Origin of the sequence: Halonotius sp. F2-221B (assembly GCF_046719765.1) — an archaeon.
In the GTDB taxonomy this organism is placed as follows: Archaea; Halobacteriota; Halobacteria; order Halobacteriales; family Haloferacaceae; genus Halonotius.
In genome coordinates this window covers 1-12,070 of record NZ_JABEBY010000030.1, presented here as the reverse complement: position 1 = coordinate 12,070, position 12,070 = coordinate 1, and the positions used below count along the sequence as shown (strand labels likewise).

13 protein-coding genes and 1 tRNA gene are annotated in these 12,070 nt (G+C 53.6%); 5 read left to right on the top strand and 9 right to left on the bottom strand.

Translation table 11 applies throughout. The annotated features are described in order from the left end of the window. Positions 1 to 264 precede the first annotated feature (264 nt). Together HKK80_RS14735 and HKK80_RS14730 are read left to right on the top strand one after the other, a co-directional pair. Positions 265 to 828, top strand: coding sequence for a rhomboid family intramembrane serine protease (locus HKK80_RS14735; protein ID WP_411800340.1), 564 nt, complete (start codon positions 265 to 267; stop codon positions 826 to 828). 49 nt (positions 829 to 877) lie between these two features. Beyond that, a tRNA-Ala gene (locus HKK80_RS14730) sits at positions 878 to 949 on the top strand. A gap of 102 nt (positions 950 to 1,051) precedes the next feature. Here the strand turns inward: HKK80_RS14730 and HKK80_RS14725 are convergent. From HKK80_RS14725 to HKK80_RS14715, 3 genes are all read right to left on the bottom strand, one after another. Next, a complete protein-coding gene (locus tag HKK80_RS14725; RefSeq protein WP_411800339.1) occupies positions 1,052 to 2,233 on the bottom strand; it encodes a type I restriction enzyme HsdR N-terminal domain-containing protein in 1,182 nt (393 codons plus the stop codon). 80 nt (positions 2,234 to 2,313) lie between these two features. Next, positions 2,314 to 2,565 (bottom strand): type II toxin-antitoxin system HicA family toxin, encoded by a 252-nt coding sequence (locus HKK80_RS14720; protein ID WP_411800338.1) that lies wholly within the window; start codon positions 2,563 to 2,565, stop codon positions 2,314 to 2,316. Further along, positions 2,566 to 2,823 (bottom strand): hypothetical protein, encoded by a 258-nt coding sequence (locus tag HKK80_RS14715; protein ID WP_411800337.1) that lies wholly within the window; start codon positions 2,821 to 2,823, stop codon positions 2,566 to 2,568. A 349-nt stretch (positions 2,824 to 3,172) separates the two neighbouring features. On the opposite strand from HKK80_RS14715, the gene HKK80_RS14710 reads away from it, so the two are divergent. After that, the gene (locus HKK80_RS14710) at positions 3,173 to 4,171 is read left to right on the top strand and encodes a tyrosine-type recombinase/integrase (protein ID WP_411800336.1); all 999 of its coding nucleotides are present in this window, start codon (positions 3,173 to 3,175) and stop codon (positions 4,169 to 4,171) included. A 99-nt stretch (positions 4,172 to 4,270) separates the two neighbouring features. Here the strand turns inward: HKK80_RS14710 and HKK80_RS14705 are convergent, their stop codons facing one another. The 5 genes from HKK80_RS14705 to HKK80_RS14685 all read right to left on the bottom strand — a co-directional run bounded on the left by HKK80_RS14705 (position 4,271) and on the right by HKK80_RS14685 (position 10,060). Then, complete coding sequence (locus HKK80_RS14705; RefSeq protein WP_411800335.1) at positions 4,271 to 7,138, bottom strand: bifunctional DNA primase/polymerase; 2,868 nt, start codon at positions 7,136 to 7,138, stop codon at positions 4,271 to 4,273. A gap of 470 nt (positions 7,139 to 7,608) precedes the next feature. Beyond that, complete coding sequence (locus HKK80_RS14700; RefSeq protein ID WP_411800334.1) at positions 7,609 to 7,986, bottom strand: hypothetical protein; 378 nt, start codon at positions 7,984 to 7,986, stop codon at positions 7,609 to 7,611. After that, positions 7,979 to 8,149 (bottom strand): hypothetical protein, encoded by a 171-nt coding sequence (locus HKK80_RS14695; protein ID WP_411800333.1) that lies wholly within the window; start codon positions 8,147 to 8,149, stop codon positions 7,979 to 7,981. The genes HKK80_RS14700 and HKK80_RS14695 overlap by 8 nt, the downstream gene beginning before the upstream one ends. Positions 8,150 to 8,596: 447 nt before the next feature. Further along, the gene (locus tag HKK80_RS14690; protein WP_411800332.1) at positions 8,597 to 9,175 is read right to left on the bottom strand and encodes a hypothetical protein; all 579 of its coding nucleotides are present in this window, start codon (positions 9,173 to 9,175) and stop codon (positions 8,597 to 8,599) included. 642 nt (positions 9,176 to 9,817) lie between these two features. Then, positions 9,818 to 10,060, bottom strand: coding sequence for a helix-turn-helix domain-containing protein (locus tag HKK80_RS14685; RefSeq protein WP_411800331.1), 243 nt, complete (start codon positions 10,058 to 10,060; stop codon positions 9,818 to 9,820). A 185-nt stretch (positions 10,061 to 10,245) separates the two neighbouring features. On the opposite strand from HKK80_RS14685, the gene HKK80_RS14680 reads away from it, so the two are divergent. Both HKK80_RS14680 and HKK80_RS14675 read left to right on the top strand, forming a co-directional pair. Further along, positions 10,246 to 10,461: a hypothetical protein gene (locus tag HKK80_RS14680; RefSeq protein ID WP_411800330.1), complete on the top strand. Its 216-nt coding sequence runs from the start codon at positions 10,246 to 10,248 to the stop codon at positions 10,459 to 10,461. A 2-nt stretch (positions 10,462 to 10,463) separates the two neighbouring features. Further along, a complete protein-coding gene (locus HKK80_RS14675; RefSeq protein ID WP_411800329.1) occupies positions 10,464 to 10,922 on the top strand; it encodes an SWIM zinc finger family protein in 459 nt (152 codons plus the stop codon). 419 nt (positions 10,923 to 11,341) lie between these two features. Here HKK80_RS14675 and HKK80_RS14670 read toward each other — a convergent pair. Further along, the coding region (locus HKK80_RS14670; protein WP_411800328.1) for an SHOCT domain-containing protein at positions 11,342 to 12,070 on the bottom strand (729 nt) is incomplete at its 5' end.

Here is a 12,070-nt window from a genome sequence, read left to right as displayed (position 1 = left end):
CACGAGGATTGAGCGCGATCACCGAACCAAACATCTGGCCGTATCTTACCGGTAAAGATTCGAACTAAACACTATGAAAGGGCGAGGCTCTCCCGGCGAACCCCGGCGACGCAAGCACCGCAACGAACGAAGCGAGTGAGGAGCACAGCGAGCCGCGGGAGCCGAGAGAGCCGAGGGCTTTCTATGTATCTTCTCCCCACGCAATTCTGTGTATAAATACTCCCTTGACAGTCCCCTTTTATTCACTCTCGTTAAACACCACCTATGAGTCGGAGTCCGACGATCGATACACTCGGCGTTGTCTTGGTCGTCTTCCTCCTGCAGGTACCGCTGTCGTTCGTCGGCCTCGGCGGCCTGTTCGTCCTCGCGCCACCGATCACCGCCGACCCGGTGACGATCGTTACCAGCATCTACGCGCATGCCTCGCTGGGGCATCTCATCGCCAACAGCATCGTTCTCGTTGTTGCCGGGTTCGCGGTCGAACGCCGGACGACGTGGCTGCGCTTTCATCTGTTTTTCCTCGTTGTCGGCGCGCTGGCGGGGGTTGCCCAGGTCGTCGTCAGCGGATTAGTCGGCCCGGCGACATCGGTGCTTGGGGCCAGCGGCGCGGTCTTCGGGCTGGTCGGCTATCTGCTGGCCGGCAACACGGTGTCGACGACGCTGTTGGATCGGCTGCGGCTCTCTCCGCGGGTGCAGGTGGTGCTTTACGCGGTGGCCGCGCTGGCGGTGACGGTGTTGACCGGGCGGCCCGGCGTCGCATTGGTCGCGCATTTCACCGGGCTGTTCGTTGGGCTGGTGGCTGGTGCGGCGGGTATCCTTGACGCGTAGTCGGGCGAAACAGAAGCTACAAGTGTGCTGCAGGGCTCAAACAGAGTGCGGGCTCGTAGATCAGCGGTAGATCGCTTCCTTCGCAAGGAAGAGGCCTCGGGTTCAAATCCCGACGAGTCCACTCACCTCGCTTCGCTCGGTTCGTGGCCTCGTCTTACTCCCACTCGCTCCCTGCGTTCGCTCGCGGGAGTCCCGACGAGTCCATTTTCAAACACTAATTCGGCTACAACACATCATCGGTTGTTTCTGCAGTCCGTAATTTCTCAAGGGTCGTGTATCGTAGCCCTTGCGGGTATTTTGATTCGAATGGAATTGGATCTTCAAGCTCGTAGAGTGATCCCGGTTCGAAGGTAATTACCTTCTTTCCGTCGTCTATTTTCGCACCGTCCTTGTAATCCATCGGCTCCCGCAACAACTCAGCAGCATCGGGATCAACTACGTCTGCCACCCGAGCGACGTACTTGATTTCTCTTACGTCGCCGGTGACGTACATCGCTACGTAATCGAACTCGCTACCAACGCGGACGAATCCCCATGCCTCGTTTTCTTTGAGGAACGGTAGCCCGGACTCTTTCGTTGGGAACACTGCAACGCGTGAATCGCCATCACCCTCGATTTCGCTTCGAGCGATCTTTCCAGCGATTCGACTACGTTTCGCGTTGAGTTCCTCGGATGAATCATCCGCTTCGTCAGGCTCTTCTTCGACTTCTTCTTGCGGTTTGTCGCTCACAAACTGCCGTTGCTCTCGGAGTACCGAGACGAGACCTTGGACGAACTCACGAGCCTGTTCCTCCAAATCAATCGTCAGTTCGCCAACCTCGCTTTCGACGGCCTCGGTCACAGCGTCGGTGACGCCGTCCTCGTTGTCTTGGAGGGCAGTGATCGCGCGGTTCGTCTGGGCGACCTGTTCGGCGACCTCGTCGGATTTACCCGACCGAATCGACTCCTTCGTGAGCAGCTCCAGCACGCCGGGGTTTTCGGTCAGATCGTCGAGTTCGAACTGGACGACAGACACCTCCTCGCCGCCGTTCTCGTTGCGGTTCTTCGTGAGCACTTCGAACGACTGGCCGTTGGTCAAAATCCCCCAATCGACATCGAGCTCTTGTCGCATGTAGCTCCGCAACTGTCTGACTTCGTCGTCGCTGAGTGTCGCTCGAACGGGCTTCGCCTCGACAAACACCACCGGCGAGTCGCCAACGAGGAGGGCGTAATCGACGTGCGTGCTGCCCGAGGCCATCGGGATCGTGTATTCGAGGGCGACCTCCGTCGAGTAGAGATCCCAGCCGAGGAGTTCGAGAAACGGCTGGACGAGTTTGACCTTCGTGTTCTCCTCGTCCATCTGCGGTGACGACTCGATGAGCTGTTGACACCGCCCGACGTACTCCTCGATTTCGTCCCGCTGCATGGCAGTGGTATGGTCAGCGAACCCATTTAAAATAGTGCGACTCGGCGGCTGTTTGGAATTATGAATGCGTTCGTTGCCACTCAACAGTTCTTATCGATCCACGCACACCATGCGTGGAAATCCGCTGCCCCGCACTGCTCGGCAATCGACTGTAGCGTCCCAGTCGGAATTTCGTCCTCTGATTTCATCGGGATCGACACGACACGCACCTCGTCGGTTTCGGGGTGTTCGTATCGCAGTTTCAGGTGGCTCCCCCGCTGGCCTTCCCGTCTGAATCCGTGATTGCGAAGTACCTTTGCGATCTCCTGCCCGGAGAAATTCGTCCGCACCATCTACTGCATGAATTCTGGGAGCGACTCATCGCCTGTGTTCTCTGGGTCGAGTCCGAACTCCCGGAGCGTCTCGTCGGTCACTGGCTCCCCCTCGCCCGTATGCAGGGACAAGGCCTCAGCGAGCATCACGAGTGCTTCGGCTTTGGTCTCACCGTAGGACGCCACGCCGGTTTCGAGGTCTCGGGCGGTGATCCGGTCGTCGTCCTCGTAAATGAATTCGACCCCATCGGCGCGGTTGTCGCGTGTGGTACTGGCCATGTTACCACAAACTATGTCGGAATCCCGGATAAGGGTTCGTCCTACACCCCATCGCTTTTCTTTGACATCGTTCGCAGGAGAATGTTCGCGGCTTCGCCGCTCGCTATCGAGATTTTCACCTCGTTCGAATCTCGCAGTCCGCCCTCCCCGAATTGAACTCACTCACTCCCTGCGGTCGTTCGCTGCTCAATACGGGTCGGTTGTTCTTCACACTCAGCACCGTTCGCAGTAGCTCACGGGTGCTGAGGTTCAGTCCGCCCTCCCCGAATTGAACGGGGGACAAGTCTCCAAAACCGCAATACAGCGGCTTGGTGGAAGTGCTGTGGGTGCCTTCGCGGAGTACCCACATATGACCCGAAAACTCGAACCGATTGAACCGGACGAAGCAATCGACCTATACCTCGCACAGAAGGAACAAGACGCTTCCGCGAGAACTGTACAGGCCCACGGCTATCGTCTCAAGCAGTTTCGCCAGTGGTGTAACAAAGAGAATATCGACAATATGAATGATATGACTGGCCGTAGACTGTACGAGTGTCGGTTATGGCGTAAGGATGACGGTGACCTGAACACTGTTTCTCTCCGTACTCAACTCTGCACGCTCCGCACTTTCATCCGATTCTGTGAATCGATTGATGCAGTCGAGTCAGAACTACACGACGAGATTTTACTCCCGACCCTCAACAAGAATCAGGACAGTCGTGACGAGATGTTAGAATCTGACCGAGCGGAGAAGATTCGAGCTAACTTTCGGAAGTTCGAATATGCAAGCCTCAAGCATTGTCTCTTCGAGATTTTTTGGTCTACCTCGGCCCGACTTGGAGCGGTACAAGCACTTGATACCGACGACTTCTCAGCAGTCAACCAGAGTCTTGCATTCCGTCATCGACCAAAAACCGGCACTCCGCTTAAGAACCGTGATTCAGGCGAGAGACAGGTAGCTATCTCGGATGAAATTACCGCTGTCATCGAAGACTACCTCGAACACACCCGACCAGACGTGACTGATTCAGAGGGGAGGGAACCTCTGATAGCATCAGAAAACGGTCGGATGAGCCAGAGTAACATCCGAGCCCTCATCTATTCTATGACCCGCCCCTGTGAGTACGGAGAAGAGTGTCGCTGTGACGAGAAGCACTGTTACAGTTACGCCAGTCAGTGTGAGTGGAGTCGGTCGCCGCATATGTTACGAAGGGGGAGTTTGACTCAGCTACTTCTGAATGACGTACCGAAGCCCGTCGTTTCAGGTCGAGCCGATGTATCTTCTGACGTACTCGACAAACATTACAACGAGATGACTGAATCACAAAAGATGGAACAGCGGCGCGAGTATCTCAGCGACATCTAACTACCGCTCATCTCTCTTGGAAGCACGTGGGGGTGTTTTGCGGAACTCTGGCATACTGTATCCCGATATGGGAAACTTCCGCAACTCGTTCCCCTCTATCTAAGACGAGCGGAACTCGACTTGTCCGAGTCGGTCTATCGTCTCATCGGTGACGACCCACGTGATTCCCCGACCCTCTTTCTGTTTCTCAACATAGCCATCATCAGCGAGTTGATTGAGGTTTGTCCGTACCTGACGTTGGGAGATACTCACCTTCTCCGAAACATCTGCCGTTCGCCATTCGTTTGGAGCCTCAGATTCCAACACCTCTATGATTTCCTGCGTTCCCTTACTCCAAGTGTTAATCACCCCATTTGCTTCGACTGGAACCCACTCTGGCAGAGCAGCAGTATGGACGTAGATTGTAGTAGGTTGCTCGTCTCGACCGAACCGTAGCACGGCTTGGAGTACCTCGTGTTCCCGCATATGATGGAGAATCTTGTTCCCGAACTCGCCATAGTCGAGTTCCATCCCTTTGCCGTCACCACGTTCGACACTTTTCGCATCGAATGCGCCCCATCGCTCGATGAAATCATCTCCGTAGTGCTGGCTCCCTGCGACGATGCCGACACGCTCGTCCTCGAAATTGTTCGAGCCTTTCAGGTTGCCGTAATGCTCGTCCTTTTGAATAGGGGCGAGGACTCCCTCCTGCTCGTATTTCGAAATGGCTGCTTCTGTTGAAATCAGGGCAGACTCCGTCCCTTCACGTTCAGCCACTTTTCGGAACAGGAGGCCGTCTTCTTTTGGTTTGACGTACGTCCCGCTCGAATACGTCTTTGTAGCATCCGTGGTTTGAACGATGAAATCACTGAGTGCATCGGTGAGATAGTCGGCCCGTTCCTCATCGGAGAGAACTTGCTCGTGACTCAGACGTGTATCGACTGCGAGTTGCCAGAGAGCGGGCGTCGGCGTTCCGTCGAGGGCGATGACACCGTTTGCCTCATCCAGTTCTGGTGGCAGGAGCAGACCCACCTTCCCTGAATCTCGGTTCCGTGCTGCCCTTTGCTGGGTGCCGAGGCCTTCCCCTTTGTCGAGGTCAGCGTGTTCCCACCCATTGCCGAGATTCTCACCAACGAGGACTGCGTATGTGAGCAGTGGTGCGTAGGCATTGGCCGAGCCGCTTTCGTCTTTCAGAACAGGCTCGCCGTCTCGTTCGAGGTCGTCGATGTCGAACCAGTCGCGCGCAGCCTCCCCTTGTTCGGAGTTCCGGCCTTCGATTAGCTCGGTGAAATCCTTGAATGGAAGGCCGTCTTGTCTGGAGACGTAGGCCGATACTGCTGAGGTGACTGTATCACTGTCGAACCCCATCAGGAATGAATCAGCAGGAAACTCATCGAAGACTGCGACTCTTTCTTCGGTAAGGTCTGGGTTGTAGGCGTGTTGATAGTGACCGATGAGAACATCGAACTCATCGGATTTGAAATCCCACTCCTGTTTGTAGGGGCATTCTTGCCCGTCGTCACAGGGAAGTGATTGACCGAGGTATTCGTTTGCCCACTTGTGAATCTCTTTGGCTGTTACCCCATCCTCGTAAAGCGAGAATACGTCATCTTTCCAGTCATCGCCATACTCACCCTTCGCAGTAGGACAGTCCTCGTGGAAGGCTGGCAGTTGATAATACGACAGATTCTCGTCCTCGCACCATTCGCTGTACTGGTCATAGAGTTCGTATCGAGCAGTGAATACACTGATGGGAGTGTCGGTCTTCACTGCTCCCCGAATGACTCCAGAGCTTTTCCCCATCGCTGGAAGCGCATCTATCAGCGTGTGCGCGCCGCTGTCGAGAGCCGTATCGATGTGCCTCTGGCATCGAGTGCGTGCCTCATCCAGCGTTAGCACCGCCTCATCGTCCGAGACGGAGTCCTGCCACTCCCAGTCAGACGGCGATGGGATTTCGGGGAGGGCGATGGATTGTTCGCTTCCATCATAGCGGCATCGGTCATCGTGAGTGCCGCAGTTCTGTATTGTCCGACGAACGTAATCCTCTCGTTCGAGTTTGTGGCGAGAGCGATATTGTCGCCAGATGGCGGCGATGTCTCTTGGTTCGAAGTGATGGAATCGTAACCGTCTGACGAGGCTGGCATCGATTTCGCTATCATTTTGCGCGTCACTGTTGGGACGAGGCGGAATGTTCAGCAGTCTATCGAGGTCATTATCATACTCCCGTACCTCATCGAGTGACATTCCTACCTCGTTCGTGAAACTGCCGCCCGTCGACTCCTGCGAAAGTTCGATATCTTCGCCATCGTAGGAGTCGGTCGCAGGACGAAGCCTTTCGGGAATGTCGTCGGCTTCGAGTTCTACGATAGGTCGCTCTTCTTCGAGATGGTAGATGCCGCCAGATGGATGAACCGAACCTGGTAGCACCACATACCAGTTGCTCGCCCGAATCTCGCCACCGTCACTTTTCGCATTTCGCACGTCGCCCGCATTCACCGAGGTCTCGTGATAGCCCTCGCCCGACCCAGAGACGACGGTGAGTGTATCGGGTAAGGTGTCGAGCGGGAATGCGTGAAGGTCGTCGTGGTCTGCGAAGACCAGGTCTTCTGTACCGTGGTCTGAACGTCCTGCGTAGAGGGCGAAGCCGCTCACCCCTTGTTCGATGGCAGCGACAGCCTCCTCTCGCGTATGGCGCATTTGCTTCTCCTGCCGACTTCCGAGGCCAGGTGTTTCCTTGATAGCGGGAGCCTTGCCTGCATCGTTGAGCGGTATGAGGCGAGGGTCGGGACAGACTGATTCGAGAGCATCCAGATACTCGGCCAGAAGCTCTGCTCGCTCCTCGTTCGAGGTGTTCCAGATGGTGACTGGATTCGGGTGAGATTCAGCGAGCGATTGGCGCAGTGAATCAGCCTTCTCAGATGCGTGTACGAGATTGTCTCTGGATTGTTCAGAGCGAGGTGTGATTGTGTTTGCTGACTCTACCGACATTCTGCCACCTCCTGATAACGGTCATACCAGAGAAGCCACGCGGCGAGTTTCTCTCCCGATGAATTCAGGCCTGAGATGCGACACTCGAACGGAAGCACAGTTACTTCGACACCTGTCTTGGTCGTCTTCACTACCGTAGTCCGTTCCGTATGACCACAGTTAGTGCAGCGCAGCTCTCGTTTCACATCGCTACCATCGTTGACTGACTGCTGTCGAGCGATGTCACCACACCGTGGGCACATTTGGAACTGGTCATCCTCTCGTGAATACGCACGAGTAATACGTTCCAGAACCTTGCTGTCATCCCAGCATCTCTGGTCGCTCCGATTACTCATCTCGACACCCTCCAGTTATTTTCGAGTTGCTATTAGACGAAACTTTTAATTTCGTGGAGTTGTAACTATTGTGTAGAGTCATTCTCTGACCTCCAATTCTGACCCAGCTATTGGCGTAGCTGGTTCAGAGCTTCATTATTCAGAGAGGGTAACCTCCGTCGAATCCTTCCTGCCGTCTGCCTCGATAGGCCTCGCCAGACGTGCGTATCCATCTGTGGATGGTTGGTTCACCGTCCACCCGTCATTCTGTAGTTCTTCTAAGACTTTCGCCTTCTGGTTCAGCCGTGAGACCATTTCATCGACAGAAGCAGCCCCATCCCAGAGCCATTTTGAACGCAGCGTGATTTGTTCCTCAGCGGGAAGAATCGTTTTCTTGTTACCACATTCGGGGCATTTCTTGGATTGCGTATCCTCGAACCGTATCCAGTTGTGGTCACAGCGTTCGCAGATGAGGAATTCCTCTGTCTCATAAGTGTGTTCTACGCCTCCGACTTCTACGGTCACTTCACTCATCATCTATCACCGTTATTCCACGAGTGTCCTGTAGAACTTGGCGCAGTGCGTGGCCTATAACGTGGCCGTGAGGAATGCTTTCTTCCCCGTAGAGTGTCTGTTTTGTCTCTTCGACCAGTGCCTTTTCCTCATCGCTGAGGACGATAGTATTGTCTCTTGTCATAGTGTGTTCTCCTTGTGTATTCATTTGTATCCGCAAACTGCCGACTGATTCCACGTCTTCTGAACCGCCCTACAGTACCCGAATCGACAAAAGAGGTCGTCCGATTCGTGTCCTACCGATGTACCAACCGGTAATGTATCTCTTCGTATCATACTGTAGGGGTTCCTCCTATTTAAACCTTTTGGTAAATCTTATGCAATATATAAATATTGCCGCTATACGTTTTGCGGAAGTTCTGCATATTGTCTTTCTGTACGGTGAAATTCCGCAACTCCCCACGTGCTTCCTCAATAGATTAGCGGCTCATCATACCTGTCACGGATAGAGAGCCACCGCGAGGGGAACAGGAATTGGGATGGAACGGAACGACACCACGACCGTTCTTGGGAGATGACCTGTTCCCTTGCCCGAAGCGACTCCCAGTTATACGACTTGCCGCTCGCGCTCTTACTGGTGTTCGGGACAGTGGCCGCTGAAGAGCATCTGCCCAGCAGCTAAGATGCCGACCATCTGGCCGCTTACCCAACCGTCCTTCTCGACATCGTCGAGAGCATCGAGGTGGTTCTGTCGATAGCAGGAGTCACACCCACACGTCAGAAGGAAGCCATCGAGTGTAACCTCACCATCAGCGAACTCGAAGGCCGCGTACTCGTCTTTGTCTTGTTCACGAGTGGACTGCTGGTCTTGCGTATCCAGTGGAACACCGAGCCCTTCACGAAGCTCAGGAACCATCTCCTGTGTGCCATCGATGGAATGTGCTGGGCAGTACGCTTCCTTGAGGGTTGTTCCGTCTGTGAGAATCTTGTCTTTCCGACTTAGTTTCGTCCACCCGCTTTCTCTGACCTCTCCGAGATGGTCGAACTCAGCTTCGTGCTCACATCCGTCTACGGGACAGATAAGGTGGAACCCGTCATCATCGGGGAGTTCGCTTATTGGTGTCGCTTCGAAGTCGACCACGTCGAAGCCAGCGTGCCACGGCTCATCATCAGAATGGCCCTCATCGATATGAGGTGCAGATTCACTCATCGACTGACACCTCTGATGAACCGGCGGGTATATTGCGAATGATTCAGCGTCCGCTCTGCGTGTAGGTTGCTTGCTCTCATAGTGTCTCAGACATCCCAGTTGTTTTCGTCGGGATGTATCTATTGATAGGGCTGGTAGGTACTTAGTATTAAGTATTTGATGAATATTGGGAAGGAATATGAATCGGTTTCTCGTCCGGCGATTTTTGCATCCGAATTCTCTGAAAGTGCCTAAATTAGGACTTAGAAGTCATTTAAAGCCTTATAAGAAATCTTACACTAAATAGTATCATCTTCAGAATTGTCGGGTGTTGTAACTACTACCATAATATTGCTGTTACTTTTTGAACTGCGTTCTTGGCCGCTATCGTTGGGCTGCATAGGGTGTATTCTATATATGCATATAACGCATATTTAGGGACATTAGCAGAATTCAGAGTAATCATTGATGGGGCGCATTAATCTGACCGCATTTTGAGGTGAGAAGAAATTCGGGGATAGCCGGTTCTCTTGGCTCAAGATTTCGACCCCCCTGAGAACAGTTAGCAAGCGCATCTACTCTACCCCAGATAGGGGTGGGTCTTCTCCCGGTCTGGCCCGAATAATATGTGACCTCAAACGTGCGCATTAAAAAAATAAAAACTCACCCGACTGTTTCGGGATTCGGACACCACCAGACAACCGCCAATCCCCCAATATTCTTCTTCTCTATCTCCCCCTCTTCTCGAAGTTGCTCCAGCTTGTTGTAGGCCGTTTTCTGGGCAACGTCAAGCTCCTCAGCGACCTCGCTGGTTGTTCGAGGCTCCGTATCATCGAAGAGTACGAGAACCTTCTCAGCAGGTGTCTTCTCGCTGTAGCGGCCTTTCTCGTCCCGTTCTTGGCTCATATCTGCGATTACGAGAAGAGCGGTCAAAGTCCTTTCCATTACTCACGTAAGCAACCGATAGGCTTATACCGTTACCCACGTAAGTAATGGGTGAGAAGGAAACCTCCCTTTGGGGCATATCACTCGGAAAATGCCCGCCTGTTGTAGCAGGCGGACGGTGGCCTTCTCTTGGAGAAGCAAGGCCAATGCAAACTACGAACGACGACGGACAAGAACTTGGCGAACAGCGAATCGAACGACTGCGGCAACTACCGGGATTCCGTCTCGATGCAGGAGTACCGTGTCTCTGCTCCATCGAGGCTATCACGACGAGCAAGCGACGGGGCTACTCGGATTCGCTCATCTTCACCCACCGATGTCGTAAGTGTGGCAATGAGTTCACGACCTTCATCGAGGGGTGACGATGTCGGCACTATCCCCTTCCGAAGTCCTCGATTTGCTGGACGCTGATACGATGGTCGAGAAACGTGCCTCGTGGGAAGCGTTCGAGTTCACGATTCTCGAAGGCGGTGATGTCGAAGTCGTGAATGGTTCCCACGATGAGCCAGATGAACACACCTACACGGTTCATATTGAGAGTGGTATTCCGTTCAGTTGTAACTGCCCTGCTTTCGAGTATCAGGACGGTGCCTGCAAGCATATGGTGTCTGTCGCCATCCGTGAGCCCCTTCTTGAAGCGGTGAACGCAGAACCGACCGTGAAGGCAGATGGAGGCGTGACGGTCGAAGCAGTCGGAGTCGAACACTCCGACGAGCGACCGGACGATTGCGACTGTACTCCGCTGATGGAAGACCTTCCCTGCTGGCCGTGTTACAGGGATGGATTCGAGGAGCCAAATCCGCACGTGGAGGAAGACGAATGAGTCGCACTCGGTCGACCGGCGGCAAGCAGTGCCCCAAGTGTGGCGCGAGTCTCGATTATGGTGCGCTCCTCGATACAGTGGCCAGCGTGGTTGGGCCTGTGACGAGTGCAATATCGTCTACTCCTCGCTGGAGGTGTAGACCGATGGCTCATACCAACCCTGCGAAGGCTCTCAACGGAGTTCGGTCGGGACACATCTGCGACCGGTGTAATAGGCGCGTTCGGACTGGCGACCTCGTACGAGCGTATGCCACCCACTACGAGCGAGATGGGTGGGTACTCCGACGAGTGTGGTGCGAGGAGTGTGGTGAGACGACTATCGGAGAAGAGACAGACGGAGCCGATGAGGTGATAATAAAGACAGTCTTCTGGGACAATCGACTTGTCTCGGTCGAAGTGAGGAACCGAAGCCGCGACTAATCAGAAGTCGTCAAGAAGTTCTTCTTTCTTTGTTTCAAACTCTTCATCAGTTAGAATACCATCTTCGTGTAGCCCCTTCAGTTCCCTGAGTTTTTCAGCAGTGTCTACGTTCGCTGAGTCAGCATATTCGTCTTTATTTTCATTTTCATCCTTTTCAGCTGAACTTGTGTCTTCTACCTCTTCCTCAGAACTCGTCATATGGTCTTTTATGTAGCTAACTGCTTCGCTGACCTTAGCATCGCTCGGAAGGTCACCCATTCTAAAAGTTGTGCCTGCTACTTCTATAATAAGCCCGTTCTGTTGCTTGAATACATTTCCTATCTCTGAAAGATGGATATCAAGCTCCACACCAGATTTCAAAGTAAGATTCTGTTTATAAATCTTCAACTTTTCTATCTCAGCCGTGTAGGTATTATCGGTTATTTCTCCAGATATGTCACCTTTGATTGATGATTTGGAAGCGGTCTTGGAAGCAAAGAATGGGCCTCCTTGCACGCCAAACGATTTTCCCTTCGAATTTGATGAAGCGTTGACATCAGCATTTATATCTGATGACCCCTTCGTCCATCCCTCAATCCTCAGTGTTCCTCCTTCATCGTCACTATCTACAAGCTCAAACCTCTCTCGACCTGCGTTACTGGACAGGAATCTTATTATCGCTAGTTGTCCGTTCTCCTGATAACGGTAGCAGCAAGATCGCAGTCTGACATGGTGAGGATGCCGATACGA

Excerpts from the sequence above, each read along its gene's own strand:
- HKK80_RS14720 (WP_411800338.1), bottom strand. The coding sequence starts at position 2,565 with ATGGTGCGGACGAATTTCTCCGGGCAGGAGATCGCAAAGGTACTTCGC.
- HKK80_RS14710 (WP_411800336.1), top strand. The coding sequence starts at position 3,173 with ATGACCCGAAAACTCGAACCGATTGAACCGGACGAAGCAATCGACCTA.
- HKK80_RS14735 (WP_411800340.1), top strand. The coding sequence starts at position 265 with ATGAGTCGGAGTCCGACGATCGATACACTCGGCGTTGTCTTGGTCGTC.
- HKK80_RS14675 (WP_411800329.1), top strand. The coding sequence starts at position 10,464 with ATGTCGGCACTATCCCCTTCCGAAGTCCTCGATTTGCTGGACGCTGAT.
- HKK80_RS14685 (WP_411800331.1), bottom strand. The coding sequence starts at position 10,060 with ATGAGCCAAGAACGGGACGAGAAAGGCCGCTACAGCGAGAAGACACCT.
- HKK80_RS14705 (WP_411800335.1), bottom strand. The coding sequence starts at position 7,138 with ATGTCGGTAGAGTCAGCAAACACAATCACACCTCGCTCTGAACAATCC.
- HKK80_RS14690 (WP_411800332.1), bottom strand. The coding sequence starts at position 9,175 with ATGAGTGAATCTGCACCTCATATCGATGAGGGCCATTCTGATGATGAG.
- HKK80_RS14725 (WP_411800339.1), bottom strand. The coding sequence starts at position 2,233 with ATGCAGCGGGACGAAATCGAGGAGTACGTCGGGCGGTGTCAACAGCTC.
- HKK80_RS14715 (WP_411800337.1), bottom strand. The coding sequence starts at position 2,823 with ATGGCCAGTACCACACGCGACAACCGCGCCGATGGGGTCGAATTCATT.
- HKK80_RS14695 (WP_411800333.1), bottom strand. The coding sequence starts at position 8,149 with ATGACAAGAGACAATACTATCGTCCTCAGCGATGAGGAAAAGGCACTG.
- HKK80_RS14700 (WP_411800334.1), bottom strand. The coding sequence starts at position 7,986 with ATGAGTGAAGTGACCGTAGAAGTCGGAGGCGTAGAACACACTTATGAG.
- HKK80_RS14680 (WP_411800330.1), top strand. The coding sequence starts at position 10,246 with ATGCAAACTACGAACGACGACGGACAAGAACTTGGCGAACAGCGAATC.